Source organism: Arthrobacter sp. Y3223151 (assembly GCF_059091125.1).
On record NZ_JBNHGI010000012.1, the window covers coordinates 64,562 to 87,164 of the forward strand.

At 70.4% G+C, this 22,603-nt stretch carries 17 protein-coding genes; 5 read left to right on the forward strand and 12 right to left on the reverse strand.

The genetic code is table 11. The features are described 5' to 3' along the window. Positions 1 to 29: 29 nt before the first annotated feature. Genes AC5RUP_RS14615 through AC5RUP_RS14625 form a run of 3 tightly spaced genes read right to left on the reverse strand, consistent with a single transcriptional unit; the run spans position 30 to position 7,011 of the window. Positions 30 to 3,383, reverse strand: coding sequence for an ATP-dependent helicase (locus tag AC5RUP_RS14615; RefSeq protein ID WP_494158695.1), 3,354 nt, complete (start codon positions 3,381 to 3,383; stop codon positions 30 to 32). Continuing rightward, entirely contained in the window at positions 3,380 to 6,640 is a 3,261-nt protein-coding gene (locus tag AC5RUP_RS14620; RefSeq protein ID WP_494158696.1) for an ATP-dependent helicase, read from the reverse strand. The genes AC5RUP_RS14615 and AC5RUP_RS14620 overlap by 4 nt, the downstream gene beginning before the upstream one ends. Next, the gene (locus AC5RUP_RS14625; RefSeq protein WP_494154265.1) at positions 6,637 to 7,011 is read right to left on the reverse strand and encodes an MGMT family protein; all 375 of its coding nucleotides are present in this window, start codon (positions 7,009 to 7,011) and stop codon (positions 6,637 to 6,639) included. The genes AC5RUP_RS14620 and AC5RUP_RS14625 overlap by 4 nt, the downstream gene beginning before the upstream one ends. A 117-nt stretch (positions 7,012 to 7,128) precedes the next feature. On the opposite strand from AC5RUP_RS14625, the gene AC5RUP_RS14630 reads away from it, so the two are divergent. The 4 genes from AC5RUP_RS14630 (at position 7,129) to AC5RUP_RS14645 (ending at position 10,745) form a co-directional block, all read left to right on the forward strand. Beyond that, on the forward strand, positions 7,129 to 7,827 hold the full coding sequence (locus tag AC5RUP_RS14630) for a 3'-5' exonuclease (protein WP_494092693.1): 699 nt from the start codon (positions 7,129 to 7,131) through the stop codon (positions 7,825 to 7,827). A gap of 192 nt (positions 7,828 to 8,019) precedes the next feature. After that, positions 8,020 to 9,012 carry a methionine ABC transporter ATP-binding protein gene (locus AC5RUP_RS14635; RefSeq protein WP_494067307.1) on the forward strand — a complete coding sequence of 331 codons (993 nt, stop codon included), beginning with the start codon at positions 8,020 to 8,022 and terminating at the stop codon, positions 9,010 to 9,012. Further along, positions 9,009 to 9,743 (forward strand): methionine ABC transporter permease, encoded by a 735-nt coding sequence (locus AC5RUP_RS14640; protein WP_494012550.1) that lies wholly within the window; start codon positions 9,009 to 9,011, stop codon positions 9,741 to 9,743. The genes AC5RUP_RS14635 and AC5RUP_RS14640 overlap by 4 nt, the downstream gene beginning before the upstream one ends. A gap of 162 nt (positions 9,744 to 9,905) precedes the next feature. Next, on the forward strand, positions 9,906 to 10,745 hold the full coding sequence (locus tag AC5RUP_RS14645) for a MetQ/NlpA family ABC transporter substrate-binding protein (RefSeq protein ID WP_494154264.1): 840 nt from the start codon (positions 9,906 to 9,908) through the stop codon (positions 10,743 to 10,745). A 137-nt stretch (positions 10,746 to 10,882) separates the two neighbouring features. Here AC5RUP_RS14645 and AC5RUP_RS14650 read toward each other — a convergent pair whose 3' ends face one another. From AC5RUP_RS14650 to hemE, 9 genes are all read right to left on the reverse strand, one after another. Further along, complete coding sequence (locus AC5RUP_RS14650; protein WP_494158697.1) at positions 10,883 to 12,139, reverse strand: AI-2E family transporter; 1,257 nt, start codon at positions 12,137 to 12,139, stop codon at positions 10,883 to 10,885. A gap of 125 nt (positions 12,140 to 12,264) precedes the next feature. Then, the gene (gene hemL / locus AC5RUP_RS14655; protein WP_494158698.1) at positions 12,265 to 13,599 is read right to left on the reverse strand and encodes a glutamate-1-semialdehyde 2,1-aminomutase; all 1,335 of its coding nucleotides are present in this window, start codon (positions 13,597 to 13,599) and stop codon (positions 12,265 to 12,267) included. Positions 13,600 to 13,680: 81 nt separating this feature from the next. Continuing rightward, a complete protein-coding gene (gene hemB / locus AC5RUP_RS14660; protein WP_494155160.1) occupies positions 13,681 to 14,655 on the reverse strand; it encodes a porphobilinogen synthase in 975 nt (324 codons plus the stop codon). Next, positions 14,652 to 15,572: a uroporphyrinogen-III synthase gene (locus tag AC5RUP_RS14665; protein WP_494158699.1), complete on the reverse strand. Its 921-nt coding sequence runs from the start codon at positions 15,570 to 15,572 to the stop codon at positions 14,652 to 14,654. Before AC5RUP_RS14665 ends, hemB begins: the two co-directional genes overlap by 4 nt. A gap of 2 nt (positions 15,573 to 15,574) precedes the next feature. Continuing rightward, positions 15,575 to 16,546 carry a hydroxymethylbilane synthase gene (hemC, locus tag AC5RUP_RS14670; RefSeq protein WP_494158700.1) on the reverse strand — a complete coding sequence of 324 codons (972 nt, stop codon included), beginning with the start codon at positions 16,544 to 16,546 and terminating at the stop codon, positions 15,575 to 15,577. Next, entirely contained in the window at positions 16,543 to 17,676 is a 1,134-nt protein-coding gene (locus tag AC5RUP_RS14675; RefSeq protein WP_494155028.1) for a ferrochelatase, read from the reverse strand. The genes hemC and AC5RUP_RS14675 overlap by 4 nt, the downstream gene beginning before the upstream one ends. A 56-nt stretch (positions 17,677 to 17,732) precedes the next feature. Continuing rightward, entirely contained in the window at positions 17,733 to 18,440 is a 708-nt protein-coding gene (gene hemQ, locus AC5RUP_RS14680) for a hydrogen peroxide-dependent heme synthase (protein ID WP_494155027.1), read from the reverse strand. 62 nt (positions 18,441 to 18,502) lie between these two features. Then, a complete protein-coding gene (hemG, locus tag AC5RUP_RS14685) occupies positions 18,503 to 19,978 on the reverse strand; it encodes a protoporphyrinogen oxidase (protein ID WP_494158701.1) in 1,476 nt (491 codons plus the stop codon). Positions 19,979 to 19,980: 2 nt separating this feature from the next. After that, positions 19,981 to 21,042 (reverse strand): uroporphyrinogen decarboxylase, encoded by a 1,062-nt coding sequence (hemE, locus tag AC5RUP_RS14690; protein ID WP_494148733.1) that lies wholly within the window; start codon positions 21,040 to 21,042, stop codon positions 19,981 to 19,983. A gap of 193 nt (positions 21,043 to 21,235) precedes the next feature. Between hemE and AC5RUP_RS14695 the strand changes: the two genes are divergently transcribed. After that, entirely contained in the window at positions 21,236 to 22,564 is a 1,329-nt protein-coding gene (locus tag AC5RUP_RS14695) for a glutamyl-tRNA reductase (RefSeq protein ID WP_494158702.1), read from the forward strand. The last annotated feature ends 39 nt before the right edge of the window (positions 22,565 to 22,603 follow it).

Below are 22,603 nucleotides of genomic sequence, written 5' to 3' on the forward strand. Positions count from 1 at the left end.
GGCGCCGATCGCTGCTGCGCGGGGCGCTACTACGCGTAGGCCCGCAACACCGCCGCCTCCAGCTCCGCTTCGCCGGCCAGGCCGTGCGGGCGCACCAGTTTGTCCTGCCCGACGTAGTAAAAGGCGGCCTTGACGCGGTCCACGTCGATTCCGTGCAGGCGTGCCCACGCCAGCCGATAGACGGCCAGCTGCACCGACTTCACCGACAGTTGCGTGCCCGTCGGCGCGGTTCCGGTCTTCCAGTCGATCAGGTCCCAGCTGCCGTCCGCGTCGCGGAACACGGCATCGATGCGCCCGCGCACCACGACGCCGCCGACGCGGGTCTCGACGGGCACTTCGATGGCTGCCGGGACCCGGTCGGCCCATTCGGACGCTTTGAAGGTCTCGACCAGGCCGGCCAGATCATAGGCCTCGTCGACGTGGGCGTCGGCCGCGTCCGGGTAGGCCTCGAGATCGAACATCCCCGTGGTGCCGAAGTATTCCTCGATCCAGCTGTGGAAGGCGGTGCCCTTTCTGGCGGCCATTCCGGGCTTCCGGGGCACCGGACGCCGCAGGCGCCGCGTGACTTCGTCCGGGTCGTCGGCCAAGTCCACCAGCAGCGACGCGGAGATGTGCGCCGGCAGCTCCACTTCGCCGGCGGTGGGGGCGGCGTTGTGGCGTTCCAGAAGCAGCTTGGCCTCATGGGCCCACGCCGAGTCGGCGGCCGGCTGCCGGTCCTGTGCCAGCGACTCGAGCACTGCCTGCGCGGCCTGTTCCATGGCCGCCCGGCGGCCCGGACGTTGCCGCTGCGGGATGCCGCTGCGGTAGACCCGCGGTCCTTCCAGCGGATCGAAGGGCCACATGGCTGTTTCCACTTCGGCCCGAAACGGATTCTCCGGCCCGAGTTCCTCGTCCGCTACCCAATGCCGCACCTGCACTGCCGTGGGTTCGTCCTGTGACATTTCGTGCAGTTCGGCCAGGAAGGCCGACACGGCCGTGGGCTTGACCTTGCTGCCGGTCCAGCCGGCGGAGCTGCAGACCAGCAGGTGCTTGGCACGGGTGTAGGCGACGTAGGCCAGCCGGCGCTCTTCGTCTTCGCCGTGTGCCTGGACTTCCGACTTGTAGTCCGCTTCCGCGTTCAGCCAGGACAACTGGTCCGGCTGGTCGGTATCCCACTGGGGAAGGTCGGACCGGTCGCCGCGCAACGGCCAGGGCAGGGCAGCGTGGCCGCTGCTCCACCGGTTGTCCGAGGAGGATGGGAAGGCGCCGTCGTTGAGTCCGGGGACGAAGACTGCGTCCCACTCCAGCCCCTTGGAAGCGTGGACCGTCAGCAGCTGCACGGCATCGTGCCGCACGTCCACCTGCGCCATGTCCAGGCCTCCCTCTTCGGCGGCAGCCGCTTCCAGCCACGCCAAAAAGGCCAGCAGGTCCACGCGCTGCGATGTCTGCATGAACGCTGCCGCTGCATCGTGGAAAGCATCAAGGTTGCGCCGCGCCTGGTGGATGCTCTGGCCGGGTTTGGAGGCAACCTCGATGTCCAGCAGCATGGCGCGTTCCACTTCGCCCAGCAACAGCGTCAGGTCGTCGCCGACGAAGCTGCGCAGGTAGCGGACCTCTTCCGCCAAGCGCCCCAAACGCTCAAGCGCGACGGGCGTCAGCGACCGCCCGTGGCGCGAGGTCCAGCCCGGCTTGGGCAGCCGGTCCAGCGCCTCGATCAGGGACGCGGCCTCGGCCAGGTCCTGTTCGACGACGGCCTCGCCCGCGGCCTCATCCCGGTCCAGTTCGGCGGCCTCGCCTGCCGCCGCCGCGCGGCGCCGGCTCTCCAGGAACCGGGACCAATCGGCCAGGGCCATCAGGTCCGCCGGTCCGATCCGCCAGCGTGCCCCTGCCAGCAGCCGCATCAGCGCGTCGGACCGTCCCGGATCAGCCAGGACGCGCAGGGTCGCCACGAGGTCCACGATCTCCGGCTGCGCCAGCAGCCCGGCCAGCCCGATGATTTCATAGGGAATGCCCCGCTCTTCGAGTACCTTGGCGATGCCCGGGATCTGTGCCCGCCGCCGGCACAGCACGGCGGTGCTGACGGGTTCGGCACGGCCGGTTTCAGGGTCGCGGGCGAAAACCGTCTTCCGTGCCCGCTCGATCGCGTCGGCGAGGGCGAGGGTCTCCTCCGCCTCGGTCGCGTAGCGTCCCAGTGCCACCGTTCCTTCCGTGGCCCCCGGCCGTGGGCGCAGCGGCGGAACGCTGATCCGGCCGGGGCGCGGACGGTTCGGGTCTTCCCGGTTCAGCGGTGCCGAGATCCGGTTGGCCATCCGCAGGATGTTGATGCTGTTGCGCCAGGCCACCGTGAGGAAACCGGCCGGAGCCGGGGCCCGCCGGCCGTCGTCGCCCACCAGGGGAAAGTGCTCCTGGAAAGCGAAGAGCTGGCCGGCGGAGGCACCGCGGAAGCCGTAGATGGACTGGTTCGGGTCGCCCACTGCGGTGACGGCATGCCCGTCCCCGAACAGTTCGGAGAACAGCACCATTTGGGCGTGGGAGGTGTCCTGGAATTCGTCCAGCAACACGACTTTGTAGCGGCTGCGTTCCAGCTGGCGGGCCTGCGGCACTTCGCGGGCGATGCGGGCCGCGAGGGAGACCAGGTCGCCGAAATCCAGCACCCCCCGTTCCCGCTTGGCCCGGTTGTAGCCGGCGGCCAGGTTGGCCACGGTGATCCGGGTCCGCAGCCGGTCCAGCAATTTCCGCACCTCCTGCTTGGCCGGCTTGGTGCTGCCATCGATGTAGGGAAGGGCGGCGATCCGCTCCACCTCCTCCGCGAGGTAGCCGGCGGCCTGGTCCGGGGTGACCAGATGCTCCGAGCATTCCCCGGCGAACTGCATCACGGCGTTGACCAGGGTCGATTTGCTGGCCACCAGGTGCTCGATGGGGCCGTCGTACGCCTCCACGCAGTGACTGGCCAGCTGCCAGGACTGCGCGGTGCCCAGCAGCACCACGTCGCGTTCAATTCCCAAGCGCAGCCCGTAGTCGCTGACCAAACCGTTGGCGTAGGAGTGGTAGGTCGAGACCTTCGGTTCGACCAGGCCGGCGGCATCGTCGGCCTCCTGCGGCAACAGGCCCTTGCGGTCCAGCTTGGCCAGCTGCGCGCGGATCCGGGCGGCCAGCTCGCCTGCGGCCTTGCGCGTGAAAGTGACGCCGAGGATTTCATCGGGGCGGACGAACCCATTGGCCACGAGCCAGACCACGCGGTCGGCCATCGTCGCCGTCTTGCCGGAGCCCGCGCCGGCGATGACCAGCATCGGCTGCAGCGGGGAGCTGATAATGGCCGACTGTTCGGCTGTCGGCAGATGCTGGCCCAGCAGTCCGGCAAGTTCTTCCGGGCTGTAGGTTGTGGTGACCGCTCCTATGCTCATTCGGTGACCTGCCTTCCTTCTGCGCACAGGGGACAAATTTCCGGTGCACGGCAGCCGTGACCGCCGTTGCCGGACCGCTGCGGATCGTGCCGGGCCTCGAATTCGGAAGCGGCCATGAGCGCCGCGGCCTCGTGGATCATCGCTGTGGCCCAGTCTTCGCCGTCGGCCAGGCTCTCCTGCTGCTGGACTTTAACCGATTTCAGGTCCTGTCCCAGTTGGACCAGGGAAGCGCCGCCCGGGGCTGACGCATGTTCGGGGAATCCTCCGGCCTGGACCGCCGCCTGGTAGCTGCCCAGCTGCGGGTGCCGCTCCAGTTCTGCCTTGGTCGGGGCAGCGCGTCCCGTTTTCAGGTCCACGATGTGCAGCCGCCCGTCGGCGTCCAGCTCCAATCGGTCCACCTGTCCCCGCAGCCTGGCCACGCGTTCCGGACCCGGCAGGTCAACCGAGAAGTCCTGTTCCACGCCGACCAGGCTCCGGCCCTCCGCACGCATCTGGATCACGTACTGGGCCAGTCTCCGGACCATTCCTTCGGCACGGTTGAAGTCAAGCCGTCCCTCCCAGTTCTCTTTCATCCCCAACTGCGGCCAGCGCCGGACCAGTTCGGCCACGTATTCCGTTCCGGTGCCCGCGGGGAAGTCCTGCGCAATTCCGTGGACCAGGGTGCCCAGGCTGCGGGCGAAGTCGGTGGCCGCTTCGCCCCCTGCCGCTTGGATGAACCAGTCGAGCGGGGACTTCTGGACGGCCTCCACCTTCGAGGGGGAAACCGGGACGGGTTCCCCCTCCGGAACGACCGGCGCCGTGCTGCTCAGCGGCAGCAATCCCCACCAGTCGCGCGGGTGCGCGCCGGGCACCGGCACCGGGCTGGCCGCCAGCATGGCGAGCACGGCGGCAGCATCCGCCGCCTCTTCCGGACGGGTCGAGGCTTGCTGGGCGGCCTGCCGGAGTTCCGCCGCCAAGGCACGCACGGTTCGCGGGCGGAGGACTTCCGTCGCCGGCCGGGGGGTTTCCGGGTTCAGCCAGGGCTCAACCAGATCGAGGAACTGGGACGGCTGGGCGTCTTCGGACTGCACCGCCGTGCAGATCAGCCGGCGTTCGGCACGCGAGATCGCCATGGAAAAACTCCGCAATTCGTCGTACCGGATTTCCCGCAGCCTGCTCACCGCGTCGATCCGCCGGGCGTCCTCGACGCCGCGCTCCAAAACCTCGACGAACTCCGTGCTGCCCAGCAGTTCACCACGCAGCCTGGTGTTCGGCCACACCCCCTCTTGGACGCCGGCCACGATGACCAGCGGCCAGCCCCGGCCCGCCGCAGAGGCTGGCGTGAGGAGTTCCACGGCTTCCCGCTTCTGGGCACGCGGCGCGAGGTTGTCCATCGGCAGTTCCTGGTTCAACAGGTATTCCAGGAACTGCCGGGGACTGGAGCCGGGGAGTTGGTCCACATACCGCTCGGCGGTCTGGAACAGCGCCATCATGGCGTCGAGGTCCCGGTCCGCCCGTACGCCGACCGGTCCGCCTTGCAGTGCCTGTGCCGCCCAGCGATCGGAGAGCCCGGTGGCGGACCACAGTGCCCACAGCACCGTCTCGGCGTTGGCCCCCGGCTCGGCCGCCGCGTCCCGACCGGCCTTGAGCATCCGCGCGATCCTCCTGGCGGATCCGCCTTCCCTTCCGAGCGTGCCGAGGAACACGGGGTCGCCGATCGCTTCCACGAGCAGGGAATCGCTGGACCGGCCCCCGCCGCCGAGCAGCTCTTCGCGCCGCAGTGCCTGGCGCAGGCGGCGCAGGTCGATCGCCGTCGCGCCGCCGATCCTGGAGGTGAGAAGGGCGACGGCAGCGTCGGGGGTGAGTAGTTCCGGCTCAAGGGCCACGGCCAACGCGTCCAGCAGCGGCCGGACCGCGGCCTCGTCGCGCACCGCGCTTTCGGCAACCGGGACCTTGACCGCGATGTCCTGGCCGGTGAGGTAGCGGGCGAGGGCCGAGAGCTGGCCGCCGGTGCGGACGATCACGGCCATCTCGCTGAGCCGGTAGCCCTCGAACAGCCTGGCTTCCAGGATCCGCTGCGCCACGTAGCGGTGCTCGTGGACCGGCGACGCGACCACGTGCGAACTGGCGGCGGGCACCTCGTTCCGGTCCCCGCCGCCGTGGGCGGGCGCGGTTCCGCTCCCAACTTCTGCTTCCGCACCGGGATGGACGAGGTCGCGGGCGCGGTGCGCCCCGGCAACCTGCGAGATCCGGGCGGCAGCTGACTGCCAGGCGGTTGCGACCCCGGGCGCCATCCGGTGCGAAGTGGTCAGGACCAGCGTGTGCAGCGGCCTGTCCGGTGTGCCGACCAGCCCGGGCAACCTGCCGAGGACATCCGGACGGGCGCCGCGGAACCCCTGGACGACGGTGTCCGGCGAGGCGGCGAACACGGCATCCTGTCCCTCCGCAAGCAAGGCCAGGAGTTCGAAGACCGCGGGATTGGCTTCCTGGAGGTCGTCCGCCAGGATCAGCCGGAGGCGGCTGCGTTCCCGCTCCAGCAAACCGGGATGCTCCAGCAGCAGCTGGCGTGCCGAAGTGATGATGCCGGCAGGGTCGAAGGCCTCGGGCATCCGGAGGTCGATCACGTCACGGTACTCGCGATACAGCCGGGCCGCCGCCATCCAGTCCGCCCGGCCATACTCTGCGCCCAACTGCTCCAGCTGCCCTGCGGTGCTGCCGTACTCGGTCAGCCGGTCGAAGAGCTGGCGGACCTCCTGCCGGAAGCCGCGGGTCGCCAGAGCCTGCTGCAGGTCTTCCGGCCAGCCAACCCCCGGGCCGTAGCCGGCACGATGGCCGGCCAGCAGTTCGGCAATGATCTGGTCCTGCTCAGGCCCGGACAGCAGCCGGGGCGCGCGCTCCACCAGCGGCAGCAGTCCTTCCACCCGTGCCCGTCGGATCAGGTCGAAGGCGTAGGCCGACCAGGTCCTGGTCGGGGAGGTGCCCAGGCTGCGGTTGAGGCGCCCGGTCAGCGCGTCGCGCAGCCGCGCGGCCGCCAGCCGGTTCGGGGCCAGGAACAGCAGGTTCGCCGGGTCAAGTCCGGTTTCCTCCACCCGGCGCACCGCGTGTTCCACCAAAGCGGTCGATTTTCCCGTACCCGGGCCGCCGAGGACCAGCACCGGACCGCAGCCGGCGGGCAGGTCGATGACCTGCGCCTGGTCCGGACTCGGAAGCGGGGCACCGGCTGACCTTGTTTCGGGCCGGACCAGTTGCAGCCCGGCCGACGGCTTGGTCTCGATCATGGCCCCATCCCATCAGTCGGTTCGGACACTTTGCGCCGGAGCTCCTCGATCGCTGCGTAGTCTTCAGGCCCGGGCACCCAACGGGCTTCCGCCATGCGCACCCTGGGCGGCCACGCCGCCGGCTCCGCCAGGGGTGTGCCCTCCCGGCGGTAGTGCGCCACAGCCTGTTCCATCAGCTCATCGGGCAGGGAACCGTTGGCACGAATGATGCGCCACCACGGAACCCCCGCGCCGTGCAGGGACAGGATCCTGCCGACCAGCCGGGCGCCCCCGGCGTCGAGCAGTTCGGCGACATCGCCGTACGACAGCACCCGGCCCCGCGGAATGATTGCGGCAAGGTCGAGGACCGCCTCTACTATCGCCTCGCGCATTACACCAGTGTAATTTAGCGGCCCCTGCGGCCTGCACCGGCGGGCGGCGGGAGCGGCTTCCACACACCCCGCGGCGCCTCCCCGGGATTGTCCGATCCGCCGGATAGCGTTGCGGACATGAACAGCTGGCATACCGGTCCCCGCGCGGCCTTCGATCTCGAGACCACGGGCCGTGACCCCCACACCGCGCGGATCGTGACGGCGTCCATCGTCCTGGTCGACGCAGCGGGACAGCCGCTGCAGGAGCGGGAGTGGCTGGTGGACCCCGGAGTGGAGATCCCTGCGGAAGCCGCCGCCATCCACGGGATCAGCACCGAACGGGCCCGCAGCGAGGGCCTGCCCGCGGCAATTGCCGCCGCCGGCATCGCCGAGGCACTGACCGGCTACTTCGACGCGGGCATTCCGGTCATGGCCTTCAACGCCGCCTACGATTTCACCGTGCTGGCACGCGAATGCTCGCGGTACGGCCTGCCGGCCCCGGCGGCGTCTCCGGTGATCGACCCGTATGTCCTGGACAAGCAGGTGGACCGCTACCGGCGGGGGAAGCGCACCCTGGGGGCGCTGTGCGAACTTTACGGCGTCCGGCTCGACGCCGCGCACACGTCGGCGGCGGACGCCCTGGCCACCATCGGCGTCGCGGATGCCCTCGCCCGCCGCTACGCAGGATTGTGCATCGGCGCGGCCGAGCTGCATGCCCTGCAGATCGACTGGTGCGCACAGCAGGCGGCAAATTTCGAGGCCTGGCTGCGGCGCAAGGATCCGGAAGCCGTCGTGGACGGGGTCTGGCCGGTGCGCCTGATGCCCGCCGCTGTCTGACCCTGCCCCCCGCCGGCGCGCACGCACCCGCCCGCCCCCTGGCTTCTCGCGGCACTGTCAACTTCGCGTCGCCGTGTGACGCAACGTCCCGTCGAATTCTGGCGCGTTGTCGCGGCTGTCATAATTAAACCTTGATGGCGGCACATGCTATGGCGGCTGTCGACGCTCCAGACATCGATTTCCCGAGGTTCCATGATCACCGTTACCGACCTGCGCAAGGTCTACCGCCAAGGCGGCCGCGAAGTGGTAGCCCTGGACGGGGTCAGCCTGTCCGTCCCCAAGGGCACCGTCCACGGCATCGTCGGCCATTCGGGTGCCGGCAAGTCCACCTTGGTGCGCTGCCTGACCCTCCTGGACACCCCGACGTCCGGATCGGTATCGATCAACGGGGCCGAGCTCAGTGCCGCCCGCGACGCCGACCTCAGGTCGGCCCGGCGCCGCATCGGGATGATCTTCCAGCACGCCAACCTGATGGACTCCCGCACCGCCGCCCAGAACGTGTCGCATCCCCTGGAGATCGTCAAGACGCCCAAGGCGTCCATCCGCGCCAAGGTTTCGGAGCTGATCAAGCTCGTCGGCCTGGAGGGGTTTGAGGACGCCTACCCGTCCCAGCTCTCCGGAGGCCAGCGGCAGCGGGTCGGCATCGCCCGCGCCTTGGCTTCGGACCCGGACGTGCTGCTCTGCGACGAGCCCACGTCGGCCCTGGACCCGAAGACCACCGACGAAATCCTGACCCTGATCCGTGACCTGACCGAGCGGCTCCAACTGACCGTGCTGGTGATAACGCACGAAATGCAGGTCATCAAGCGCATCTGTGATTCGGTGTCGCTGCTGGAGGCCGGCCGGATCGTCGAACACGGCCCGTTGCGCGAGGTCGCCGCCGACCTGGGCGGCCGCCTCTCGAGCACGCTGCTGCCGCTGCCATCGGCCGAGGCGACCGGCGGGGGCACGATGCTGGAAATCCTCTATTCCGGCGAACGCGCGTCGGAGCCTGTGCTGACCGGGGCTGCCCGGGCCTTCGGCCTGGACCTGAACGTCCTGGCCGGCAGCGTGGAGTCGCTGGCCGGCACGCAGTTCGGCCACCTGCGCATCGAACTGCCGGCCGGGGCGGACACGGCTGCCCTCACCGAGCACCTGGTCGGCCAAGGCGTTGCCGTCCGCGTCCTGCAGGAGGAAGCGGCATGAACTTCATCGACGAACTGACGACCAACCCGGGCATCACCAATGCCCTGCCGGAAGCGATCGGCGAAACGTTGCTGATGGTCGGGGTCTCGGGGGCTTTCACCCTGCTGATCGGGCTACCGCTGGGCATCTTCCTCTACACCAGTGCGCCCGCCGGGCTGCGGCCGATGCCGGTGACGAACCGGATCGTGTCGGACATCATCGTGAACATCACCCGGTCCATTCCGTTCGCCATCCTGATGATCTCGCTGATCCCGTTGGCTCGGGTCATCACGGGCACCTCGATCGGCGCCCTGGCCGCCTGCGTCTCGCTCACCATCGGCACGGTGCCGTTCTTCGCCCGCCTGGTGGAAACCGCGCTGCGGGATGTGAGCTCCGGCAAAATCGACGCGGCCCTCGTCATGGGTTCCACCCGCCTGCAGGTCGTGGCCAAGGTCCTCGTTCCCGAGGCTTTGCCCGGGCTGGTCGCCGCCTTGACGACGACGTTGGTCACGCTCGTGGGCTATTCCGCCATGGCGGGCCTCACCGGCGGCGGCGGCCTCGGCCAGCTCGCCTACAACTACGGCTTCCAGCGGTTCGACACGACCGTCATGGTGGTCACCATCGTGATCATGGTGGTCCTTGTCCAGCTGATCCAGTGGATCGGCGACGCGGTTGCCCGGCGGGTGGACCACCGCAGCGCTTCCACCGCAGGCTCGAAGCGCCGGCGCCATGAGCCTGTAACCGCCGTCTGAAACGCAACGTCCGCGACGTGTCGGGACAGCGCCGTCCCGCTCCCCCACGCTTCCCGCCCGCCTCACCGGCAGCGGAAGAATGCAGCCAGTAGCCGCTAGCTGCACCACATCCGGGACGAGCCGACTTCGGCCGGTCCGGTCATTCGAAAGGAACGCACGCAGATGCGTAAAGCACTAACGCTCATTGGTACCGGCCTGGCTGCGGCCTTGGCGCTGACGGCTTGCGGTGGCTCCGAATCCACCCCCAGCGCCGAGACCACGCTGGATCCGGCCAATCCCGTCACCGTTACTGTCGGTGCCACTCCCGTGCCGCAGGGCCGGATCCTGGAGTTCGTGGATGAGAACCTGGCCCAGGAGGCCGGGATCGATCTGGAGATCAAGGAATTCACCGATTACCAGACCCCCAACATCGCCCTGAGCGACGGCTCGCTGGATGCCAACTACTTCCAGCATCTGGCCTTCTTTGAGCAGCAGGTGGCCGACAAGGGCTACGACCTCGAACATGGCGAAGGCATCCACATTGAGCCGTACGCCGGGTTCTCGTCGAAGCACCAGAGCGTCGAGGAGATTGGCGAGGGCGCAACCATTGCGATCACCAACGATCCGGGCAACCAGCCGCGCGCACTCAAGATGCTCGAAACGGCCGGCCTGCTGACCGGGATCGAGGACGATTCGGCGGCGCTGACGCTGACCGCGGAGCAGAACCCCAAGGGCCTGAAATTCGAGGAGAACCAGCCTGAAATCCTGGTCCAGCTGATCGAGGATCCGAAGATCGACCTGGCCATCATCAACGGCAACTTCATCCTGGATGCGGGGCTGAACACCGACGATGCAGTGGTCGTCGAGTCCTCCGAGAACAACCCGTATGCCAACTTCCTGGCCTGGAACGCCGGTGACGAAAATCCCGCCGTGGCCAAGCTCGAAGAGCTGCTCCACTCGCCGGACGTGAAGAAGTTCATCGAGGAAACGTGGCCCAACGGCGACGTCTTCCCCGCTTTCTAGTCAACAGTCCGGAACCGCCGGCGTGAGCGGCAACGGCTGACGCCGGGAAGGTCCCCGGAAGCTTCGGCTTCCGGGGACCTTCTGTGTCCGGCCCGCCGGCGACCGGCCCGCCGGTTTCTGGCCGGCGGGCCCACTCGTCAGCGGCCTCGCCGGACCGGCGCGGGTTCCTCGGCGGAGGTCCTTCCCGACATCACCTGGATCACCACCCAGCCCACGGCCGTGACCGGAACGGCCAGGACGGCACCGATGATGCCGCCCAGGATGGTTCCGGCGGTCAGCGCCAACAGGATCACCAGCGAGTGCAGGCTTACCGAGCGGCCCATCACTACCGGCTGCAGGAAGTTGCCTTCCAGCTGCTGCACGATGATCACGACGGCGACCACTACCAGCGCGGCCACCGGCCCGTTGGCCACCAGCGCCACCAGGGTCGCCAGCACGCCGGCGATGGTGGCTCCGACGATCGGAATGAAGCCGCCGATGAAAATCAGCACCGAGAGCGGCAGCGCCAGCGGTACCTGCAGGATGAACAGGGCGAGTCCGATGAAGAAGGCGTCGACGGCGGCGACGGTGGCGGTGCCCCGCACGTAGCTGCCCAGCACATCCATGGCCCGCGACCCGGCCAGCTCCAGCTGCGGCCGCTTGGCCGCCGGGAACCAGCTGAGCAGGAAACGCCAGATGCGCGGTCCGTCCTTGAGGAAAAAGAAGAGGATCACAGCCATCAGGACGGCTCCGGTGACGACTTCGGCCGCCGTCGACAATCCGCTCAACGCGCTGCGACCCACCGTGGCGCTGGTCAGGAAGTCGAGCACCCCGGCGAGCGCCTCGTCGATCTGCTGCTGGCTGACCGGCAGCGGGAAGGTGGCCAGGAACTCCTGCAGCTGCATCCACCCCTCGCGGGCGGAGCTGACCAGTTCGTCCGCTTCGCTGCGGACCGCGAAGACGATCCCGGTGATCACGCCGCCGAGCACCACGAGGATGCCGAGGAACGCGGTGGCCGTAGCCAACGCCGCGGACCAACCCCAGCTGCGCAGCAGCCGCACCACCGGGCCCACGGCCGCCGCCAGGATCAGGGCGATCAGGACGGGAATGACGAGGAGCCGTAGCTGCAGCAGCCCGTAGATCACCACGACGGCCAGCAGCAGCGTCAGCAGCAGTTGCGCGGAGCGGGTGGCCGTCCGTCCCAGTCCGTCGGACCAGATCGCGCGCGGCGGCATGGGCGCCGGGGCCGGGTCCAACCGTGACTGCACCGGCACGGGAGCGGGCTCCGTCCCGGGCCGCACCGGCGGCGGCCCGGCCTCCGGGCGGAGCGTCTCGGCGTCGTCCGCGGCCTCCGGGCGGAGCGTCTCGGCGTCGTAGTCTTCCGGTGTTTGCCTGCGCCTGGAGAACAGGCCCATCTGCACTCTCCTGGGTTCGCGCGGCGGTCCCGTGTACCGCCGTCAGCATCAGTCTGCCATGCCTCCGTCCCCGGGACCGGGCCGCAGCCGGGCGACGAGCCCCGTCCGCCGCGCCGGAGTTGCGGTCAGGCCGGCGGCGTGGCGGCCGCGGCAGCCCGCGCGGCCGCCGGCAACGCGGCGAAGATTTTCTCCATCGCGGCGTCGTCGTGCGCTGCCGAGAGGAACCACGCTTCGAACACCGACGGCGGCAGGTAGACGCCGGCGTCGAGCATGGCATGGAAGAAGGGGGCGTAGCGGAAGGCTTCCTGGCCCTGGGCGTCGGCGTAATTGTGCACGCCATTGGCCGAGGTGCCGAAGGCCACGCTGAACAGGTTCCCCGCGGTCTGGATGCTGTGGTCCACGCCGGCCTTCGACAGGGCGGCGGTCAGCGCGGCCTGCAGTTCGAGCGAGCGGGCGTCGATCGCCGCGTAGACAGCCGGCGTCGCGGCGGTCAGCGTCGCGACGCCGGCCGCCATGGCGATCGGGTTGCCGGAGAGCGTGCCGGCCTGGTAGACGGGACCGGACGGCGCCAGGTAATCCATCACGTCGGCACGGCCGCCCAGGGCCGCCACCGGCATGCCGCCGCCGATGACCTTGCCGAAGGTCAACAGGTCGGGCACGAACGGATCGGCTGCCCCGTCCGCTCCCCCGGTCAGGCCCCAGTAGCCGGCGTAGCCGGTGCGGAAGCCGGTCAGCACCTCGTCCAGGATGAGCAGCGCTCCGTGCTCCCGGGTGATGCGGGACAGGGCCGCGTTGAAGCCGTCGGCGGGGGTGACCACGCCCATGTTCGCGGGTGCCGCTTCGGTGATGACGGCGGCGATCTGGCTGCCGCGGGCGGCGAACACTTCCTCGACGGCGGCGACGTCGTTGTACGGCAGCACCAGGGTCTCCGCGGCTGTCGCCTCGGTGACGCCCGCCGAACCCGGCAGCGCCAGGGTGGCCACGCCCGAGCCCGCGGCGGCCAGCAGCCCGTCCAGGTGCCCGTGGTAGCAGCCGGCGAACTTCACGACCAGGTTGCGGCCGGTGAAGCCGCGGGCCAGGCGCACGGCGGTCATCGTCGCCTCGGTGCCGGTGGAGACCATGCGCAGGCGCTCGACGGCGGAGACCCGGCCGACGACCAGGGCCGCCAGTTCCGATTCCGCGGGCGTGGAGGCGCCGAAGGACAGGCCCCGGTCCACGGCCGTGTGCACGGCCTCGAGGACGGCCGGATGGGCGTGGCCCAGCAAAGCCGGGCCCCAGGAACACACGAGGTCTACGTACTCGCGCCCGTCGGCGTCGGTGAGGTAGGCACCCTTGGCGCCGACCATCATGCGCGGCGTCCCGCCGACGGAGCCGAAGGCCCGGACCGGTGAATTCACCCCGCCGGGCATCAGCTGGCGGGCGCGTTCGAAGAGTTCCTCGGAGCGGATGGCTTCAATCATGGTCTTGGGTCCTTTCGGGACAGCGGAATCCGCTGCGGACAGGGTGGTGGGGCGCGGCAACCGGCGGCCGGGGGTGAACGGTTACTTCAGCCAGCGGGCGATTTCCGGGGCCCAGTAGGTCAGCACCATGTCGGCGCCGGCGCGGCGGATGCCCAGGACAGATTCCAGGATGGCCGCCTTCCGGTCGATCCAGCCATTGGCGGCGGCTGCCTCGATCATCGCGTACTCGCCGGAGATCTGGTACGCGGCCACCGGCACCGGAGACATCTCCGCCACGTCGGAGACGATGTCCAGGTAGCTCATCGCGGGTTTGACCATGACCATGTCCGCGCCTTCTGCCAGGTCCAGTTCCACTTCCCGGATGGCTTCGCGCCGGTTGGCGGCGTCCATCTGGTAGGTCCGCCGGTCCCCGGTCAGCTGTGAGTCGACTGCCTCGCGGAACGGCCCGTAGAAGGCCGAGGCATACTTTGCGGCGTACGCCAGGATAGAGACGTCCTGGTGGCCGGCCTCGTCGAGTGCCTGCCGGATCACCGCGACCTGCCCGTCCATCATGCCGGAGGGACCGAGCACGTCCGCGCCGGCCGCCGCCTGGGCGACGGCCATTTCCGCGTAGATCGACAGCGTGGCGTCGTTGTCGACGGTGCCGTCGGGGGCCAGCACGCCGCAGTGGCCGTGGTCGGTGAATTCGTCCAGGCAGACGTCGCCCATCACCACCAGGTCGTTCCCGACCTCCGCTTTCACGTCGGCGATGGCGCGGTTCAGCACGCCGTCGGGATCCACCCCGGCGCTGCCCGTGGCGTCGCGCACCAGGGGAACGCCGAAGAGCATGATGCCGCCGAGGCCCAGCTCCACGGCCTCGGCGGCCGCGCGCTTGAGCGTATCGGTGGTGTGCTGGACCACGCCCGGCATGGACTGCAGCGGCACCGGTTCGCTGAGGCCTTCGCGGATGAAGGCGGGCAGGATCAGCTGGTTCGGGTGGGTCCGGACCTCCGCCGTCATCCGGCGGATCGCCTCGGTGGCCCGCAGCCGGCGGGGCCGGTGGGAGGGGAAGCTCATGGCGTACCTTCTGGTTCGGTGGGATAGTTTTCAAGCGACCGCGCCAGGGCGTCGGCGATGCCGGGCGGCGTCGGTTCGGCAGCCGTGGCGGCGATCTCCAAGCCCAGTTCGGCGGCCTGCCGCGCGGAACTGGTGCCGATCGCGATCAGCCGCACTCCGGCCGGCCACGGGTCAAGGAGCCCCGCCAGCCGCCTGGTGACGCTGGGCGAGGTCAGGACGACGGCGTCGATGGCGCCGTTGCCGGCGCGGCTGCGGAAATCCGCGGCCGTGATGAGTTCCAGGTCGTCGGCGGGCTCGCGGGCGGCGATCTCCAATTCCGCGGTCAGGCGGAGCTCGGGACGGGCGGGGTAGTCCACCGTGCGGTAGGCGGTCACGGGCAGCACCTGCCAGCCCTTCGCCATCAGGCCTTCGAACACCGTGGGCGCGGCGATGTCGGCCTGCGGCAGCAGGACCAGCATCCGCTCTGCCGGGCCGCCGGCGGTTTCCGGCGGCAGCGGCCAGGCATCCACCAGGCCGACGGCGTCCATGCTGCCGGGCGGCACCAGGTCGACGGTGAGGCCCTCGGCCTCCAGCGCCCTGGCGCTGGGGCTTCCGACGGCCGCAATCTTCGTGTCCCCTGCCAGCGCCGCGAGGCTGGTGCCACGCTCCAGTGCGCACGCCTTCAGCGCCCGCACCGTTGTGATGCTGGTGATGACGAGCCAGACGGCCTTGTTCTGCGCCAGCAGGGTCAGTGCCTGGTCCAGTTCGTCCGGCAAGTCCGTCCGTTCGAAGTCGATCAGCGGCAGGACGCTGGGGGACGCGCCGCGGCGGACCAGTTCGGCGGCCATGCCGGCCGCCCGGTCAGGGCTGCGCGGCAGCACCACCCGCAGCCCCTGTAGCTGGTTGTCCGGCGCGCCGCGCTGCCACAGCAACGCCATCGTCAGCGCCCGGCCAGGCTCATCAGGTCGCCGGCGCCCTGCCCGAGCAGCTCTTCAGCCAGTCGGGAGCCCAGGGCCACGGCATCTTCGGAACCGGCTGCCTGCACCGTCCGCTCGCCGTGCAGCAGCCGGCTGCCGTCGGGGCTGCAGACCACCGCCCGCAGCACCAGGGAGCCGGCGTCGACCGATGCCAGCGCCCCGACCGGGGCGCTGCAGCCGGCTTCCAGCCGCGCCAGCAGCGACCGTTCGGCCGTCACCGCCAGGCGGGTGTCCGCGTCGTCGTAGTCGGCCAGCGCGCCGGCCAGCGCCGTTCCGGAAGCTGCGTCGGCAACCCGGCATTCGACCGCCAGCGCGCCCTGGCCGGGGGCCGGCAGCATGACCGACGGATCCAGCAGCTCCGTGACGTGCTCGGTGCGCCCCAGCCGTGCCAGCCCGGCCGCGGCGAGCACGACGGCGTCGAGATCTGCGTGCTTTCCCTCGTGCCTTTCTTCGCCCGTGAGCCCCTGGACCCGTCCCAGCCGGGTGTCCACGTTGCCGCGGATATCCACCACGTCCAGGTCGGGGCGGGCGGCGCGCAGCTGGGCTGCCCGGCGCGGGGAGCCCGTGCCGACCTTGGCGCCGGCCGGCAGCCCGGCCAGGGTCAGCCCGTCCCGGGCGCAGAGGGCGTCGCGGACATCCACGCGGGCGGGAATGGCGGCAATCTGCAGCCCCTCGGCCACGCCGGTGGGCAGGTCCTTGAGCGAATGCACGGCCACGTCGCAGCGGTCGTCGAGCAGCGCCTCGCGCAGCGCGGCGGTGAAAACTCCGGTTCCGCCGATCTGGGCCAGCGGCCCCCGCAGCACGTCGCCCTCGGTCTTGATCCGGACCAGTTCATACTCCAGGGCCCCGCCGGCGGCCAGCGCCTCGGCCACGGTGGTGGTCTGGGTGACCGCCAGGGCGCTGCCGCGGGTGCCGATGCGGACTTTAACGGTCATGGCTGCGGCACCCCCACGGTCGAATCCATGCCGGCCACCGTCGGCTTCTCGCCGCGGCGGTTGGCGCAGCAGCCGGGCATGCACACGTCCATCCAGGGCCCCAGGTCGGTCAGCGCAGGACGGTCGGCGCGGTGCTGTTCCACCGTGCGCTCACAGACCAGGTCCACGAGGCCCTCGACGAACTTCCGGTGCACGCCAGGGGTGGGCACGCGGGCGGCGGCCAGCCCGAGGCCGCGGCAGGTCTCCAGTGCCTCTGTGTCCAGGTCCCACATCACCTCCATGTGGTCGCTGACAAAGCCCAGCGGCACGATGACCACGCCCTTCACCCCCTGGGCGGGCAGCTCTTCGAGCGCGTCGTTGATGTCCGGCTCCAGCCACGGCACATGCGGCGCGCCGGAGCGGGACTGGTAGACGAGGGACCAGTCGACGCCGGCTGCTCCCGGCACCCGGTCCAGGACGGCCCGGGCGGTGGCCAGGTGCTGCGCCACGTAGGCGCTGTCGCCCTCGTAGTCCACCCCGCGGGGCCCGGCGTTTTCGGCGTCCCCAAGGGGAATCGAGTGGGTCGCGAACATCACGTGGACCGGCGCGTCCGCGGCGCCCTGCGCGGCCAGCTCGGCCCGTACCCTGTCCAGGCCCTCGGCCAGGCCTTCGGCGAACGGTTCCACGAAGCCCGGGTGGTCGAAGTACTGGCGCACCTTGTCCACTTCCAGCTTGCCGGCGAGCCCGGTCTCGACCAGGGCCATGCCGAAGTCCTCGCGGTACTGGCGGCAGCTTGAGTAGCCGGCGTAGGCGCTGGTGGTCACGGCCAACACGCGGCGGTGGCCGGCGTCGTACGCTTCCTTGAAAACGTCGGTGATGTAGGGATCCCAGTTGCGGTTTCCCCAGAGCACCGGCAGCTCGATCCCGCGGCGCGCCAGCTCGGCCTCGAGCGCCGCCTTCAGTGCCCGGTTTTGCTCGTTGATGGGGCTGACGCCGCCGTTGGCGCGGTAGTGCGTGGCGACTTCTTCCAGCCGTTCATCGGGGATCCCGCGGCCGCTGGTGACGTTGCGGAGGAAGGGGATGACATCGTCCTGGCCCTCGGGGCCGCCGAAGGAGGCCAGCAGCAGGGCGTCGTACTTCTTCGGCTGCATGGTTCCGTCGGCGGCGACGCCGGCACGCGGGTCAAAGGACGGTTCGGCGGACTGGTTCACCGCAGCACCTCGGCGATTTCGGCAGTGCTGATGCGCTTGCCGGTGTAGAACGGGATCTCTTCGCGCACGTGGTTGCGGGCGTCGCTGTAGCGCAGGTGGCGCATCAGGTCCACCAGATCGATCAGTTCGGGCGCTTCCAGGGCCAGGATCCATTCCCAGTCCCCCAACGCGAACGAGGCGACCGTGTTGGACAGCACTTGCGGGAAGTCGCGGCCGAGCAGTCCGTGGTCGCGCAGCATCTTGCCGCGCTCCTCGGCCGGCAGCAGGTACCACTCATAGGAGCGCACGAAGGGGTAGACGCAGAGCCAGGCCTCCGGGTCCTTGCCCAGGGAGAAGGCCGGGGCATGGTTCTTGCTGAATTCGGCGTCGCGGTGGACGCCCATCGCGGACCAGACCATTTCGGTCGGGGCGAACAGCCCGGTCCGGCGGATGTCGCGGACCGCCGCCTGGAGTTCGTCCGGCTGCGGTCCGTGCAGCCAGATCATCACGTCGGCGTCCTCGCGCATGGCGGACACGTCGTAGGCCCCGCGGAAGGTGACGTTGCGGCCGGCGAGTTCGGCAACCGTCGCGTCGAACGCCGCGGCGGCGGACGGATCCACCGGTGCGCCGGTGCGCTTGAAGACCGTCCAGAGGGTGTAGAACAGTTCCTCGTCGGTGCCGCCGGCGGCGGGGATTGCTGACTCTGACCTTGCCGATTCGCTCATGCTTACCAGTCTGCCTTCTGCATCGTAATTAATCGAAAACCACTTCTACATATTGTAGAAGATTAGGGGGCCGCCGGCTGCAGCCGTGCGGCGAGATCCCGTGCACGGCGCCGCGCGTCCCCCACCACGGCCACCAGCCCGGTGCCCGCCAGCCAGGCCCCGGTGCTGCCCAGCCCGGGGTGCGCAACCAATTCGCGGCGCACCGCCGCCACCCGCTCCCGGTGCCCCACGGTGGCGGAGGGAAGCGCGTTGACCCAGCGCACCACCTTCGAGCCCACCACGTCGTCGTCGCCCACAGCCACCCCCAGCAGGAAGCTGGCATCGGCCAGCGCCTGGCGGTAGAGCCTGTCGTCGGCCCAGCCGGTGAAGTCCTCGGCGCCCTGCTGCCCCACCGCGCGCCCGTAGGACAGTCGCAGCACGTGGCTTCCCGGGCCGGCTTCGTCCGCCAACCACGGCCATTTGGCGGTGGCATGGGTGAGTGCCTTGGCCCTGACGTCGCGGACCGACGGCGCCACCAGCATGCCGGTGCCCCGCGGCATCGCGTCGAGGTCGGGCAGGTCCACCACCAGGGTCACCAGCGAGACGGCGGGTCCGGTTTTGGGTTCCAGCCCGGCCAGCCCGGGGACGGCGCCGGAGAGCAGCCGGACGGCGGCAGCGCCATCGGCGGCCAGCATCACGGCGTTCGCGTGGAACGTCCCGGCCGCCGACTCGACTTGCCACCCGCCGCCGTGCCGGGTGACGGCGGTGGCTTCCGCCCCGGTGTGCAGGGCCACGTGACGGGCTTTCAGGTCGGCCAGCAGGGCCTCGGTCAGCCGCCCCATGCCGCCGGCGATGCCGGCCACGTTGGAACCGGCCGGGGCGGCCTTCCGGATGGCGCCCACCGCGGCCGCCAGGGACCCGTGGGCGGCCACCGAGGCGCGCAGCCCCGGCATCACCGAGTCCACGTCCAGCACATCCGGATCCGCCGAGTACACCCCGCCTGCCACCGGTGCGACCAGTTTCTGCAGCACGGCATCGCCCATCCGGGCGCGCACCAGCTGGCCCAGGCTGAGCTGCTCGCGGCGCAGCAGCGAACCCAGCGGCATGACCTTGTCACCCGAGGCGCGCAACGCCGCCCGGCGGCCGATGGCGCGCACCACGTCCGGGTCGGAAGGGTCTGCCGGGATGCCGAGCACGCCCGTCTTCGGCAGCCGTTGCGCACCGTCCGGCAGCTGGATCCAGGCGCCGGCCGGGTTCGGCTGGACGATGTCGTTGCCCAGGCCCAGTTCGCCGATCAGGTCCGGGACCACGCTGGAGCGGGTCGCGAACGATTCGGCGCCGGCGTCGAGCATCAGCCCGCCCACCTCGTGCCGGACCACGCAGCCGCCGAACCGGGGACCGCGCTCCAGGACCGTCACCTCGACGCCGGCCAGCGCCAGCTCGCGCGCAGCGACCAGGCCGCCGATCCCACCGCCAACGACGACGGCGGTGCCCGGCCTGGGTTTGCGCCCGCCCTGCCGTTCGGGACGGCGGGCGGGCTGCGGATGCTGGTGCTGCATGGCTACGGGGCCACGGAATGAATCAGCTCGACCACCCGGGTCAGGACCTCCGGGTCCGTCTCCGGCGGCACGCCGTGGCCCAGGTTGACCACGTGGCCCGGGGCGCTGCTGCCGGCGGCCAGCACCTCGCGGACATGGGCCTCCAGCACCTCCCACGGCGCCGACAACAGCGCCGGATCGATGTTGCCCTGCAGCGGCGTGCGTCCGCCCAGCCGGCGGTTCGCCTCGTCCAGCGGCAGCCGGTAGTCGACGCCGATCACGTCGGCCCCGACGTCGCGCATGGCCACGAGCAGTTCGGACGTGCCGGTGCCGAAGTGGACCAGCGGCGCGCCCAGATGGCGGACGTGGTCCAGCGCCCGCGACGACGCCGGTGCCACGCGCCGGCGGTAGTCAGCCAGGGACAGCGAACCCGCCCAGGAATCGAACAGCTGTCCGGCACTGGCGCCCGCCTCCAGCTGCGCCCGCAGGAACCTGCCCGAAGCGTCCGCGGCCCAGCCGGCCAAGGCATCCCAGGTCTCCGGGTCGGCATGCATCATGGTGCGCGGCCCCAGGTGGTCGCGGGACGGCCGGCCCTCCACCATGTACGCGGCGAGCGTGAACGGGGCGCCGGCGAAGCCGATCAGCGGCTTGGCGCCGAGCTCGGCCACCGTCAGCCGGACCGCCTCGCGGATGGGCTCCAGCGACTCGTCGGTGAGTTCCGGCAGGGCGGCGACGTCGGCGGCGGTGCGGACGGGTGCGCCCAGGACCGGGCCGACACCGGGGACTATGTCCACGTCGACCCCGGCCAGCTTCAACGGGATAACGATGTCGGAGAAGAAGATGCCGGCATCCACATCGTGGCGGCGCACCGGCTGCAGGGTGATCTCCGCTGCCAGTTCCGGTTTCAGGCAGGCATCCAGCATCGCGATGCCCTGCCGCGCTTCCTTGTATTCGGGCAATGAGCGCCCGGCCTGCCGCATGAACCAGACAGGACGGCGGCCCGGCTTCCCTCCGCGGTAGGCGGTGATCAGGTCCGAGTCGGCGGTACGCCCATCCACCAGGGGATGGGAAGCATTGAGTGTCATGACATAGATTCTGGTCCAGCGGCCATGCTTCTGGCCAACCGCGGGCGTCGCCGAGGAGCGCGGGATGGCGGCGGCCACCGGCCCGAGTGGCCAATATCACCGGCGCCGGCGGCGCCCGAAACCAGGTTAACGCCGGGTTAATGGGCCAAGCTTGGAGGAGCCGACGCTGGCTTCCCGCTAAGATAGAGGCGCTGTGGTCTTACTTTCACTTGTTGCAACCCATTCCAAGGTCGATCTGGAAACGGTGGCCCGCCTGAGTGCCGGCACCTCCCGGATCGATACCGACGTGCTCGCAGACGGGTCACCGGTCACCGGCGCCGTGGTCCTGGCTACCTGCAACCGGGTGGAAGTTTACTGCGAGACCGAGAGCGAGTCCGACCTGGAGGCCGCCCGCGCCGCGCTCATCGAACAGATCAGCCGCTGCTCGGGGCTGGACGACGCGCTGGTCGCCCGCTCCTTCGACGTGAACACCGGCGAGGATGTTGCGCGGCACCTGTTCGCGGTCGGGGCCGGCCTGGATTCGGCCGTGGTCGGCGAACGCGAGGTGGCCGGCCAGGTGCGTCGGGCCCTGATCGAGGCGCAGGAAAAGGGCACCGCGAGCGGGGGGCTGGTCCGGCTCTTCCAGACCGCTTCCCGGACGGCCAAGGACGTCGGGACGCAGACGGCCCTCGGCGGCCGCGGGCTTTCGATCGTGTCGGTCGCGCTCGACCTCGCCACGGATCTGGCCGTCGAGAAAGACTGGTCGGGCAAGCAGGTTGTACTCTTCGGCACCGGCGCGTATGCCGGGGCCACCATGGCGCTGCTGCGCGAACGCGGCTGTACTCGGATCAGCGTGTACTCGGCTTCCGGCCGCGCCGCGGCTTTTACCGAAACCCGCGGCGGCGTCCCGTTGACCCACGCGGCGCTGGACGACGCGATGGCTTCCGCCGATGTCGTCATCGGCTGCAGCGGCAGCGACAACCAGGTCAGTGCCAAGCGCGTGGCCGGGGTGCGCACCGGCGTCGACAAGCCGCTGACGATCATCGACCTCGCGCTGAGCCACGACTTTGATCCTGCCGTGGGGGCGCTCGAGGGCGTGGAGCTGATCACGCTGGAGTCCGTGCGGATGGCCGCGCCCGAGGAACAGGCCGAATCCGTGCAGCAGGCGGCCGAAATCGTTGCCAACGCGGCGCGCAGCTTCGAGGCCAGCCGGCAGGCGCGCAGCGTTGACTCCGCCATCGTGGCGCTTCGCAAGCACACCATGCAGGTACTGGAGAACGAGCTCGAGAAAGTGCGCTCGCAGCACGGCTGCACCGGCCCGGCCCGGGAGGTCGAGTTCGCGATGCGCCGCATGGTCAAGCAGTTGCTGCACCTGCCCACCGTGCGGGCGCGGGAGCTGGCCGCCAACGGCGAGCAGGAGCGTTACATTGCCGCCCTGGAAGCGCTGTACGGCATCACGGTCGAAGAACCCGCCCTGCCGCGGGCCGCGGATGCGGCGTCCTGCCCGGTCGCCGGGCACGGCGAAGAGGCCGCCACGGCCTGAGGCGGCCGCGGCGCCTGCAGCCGGCCGCGACCGGCGCCC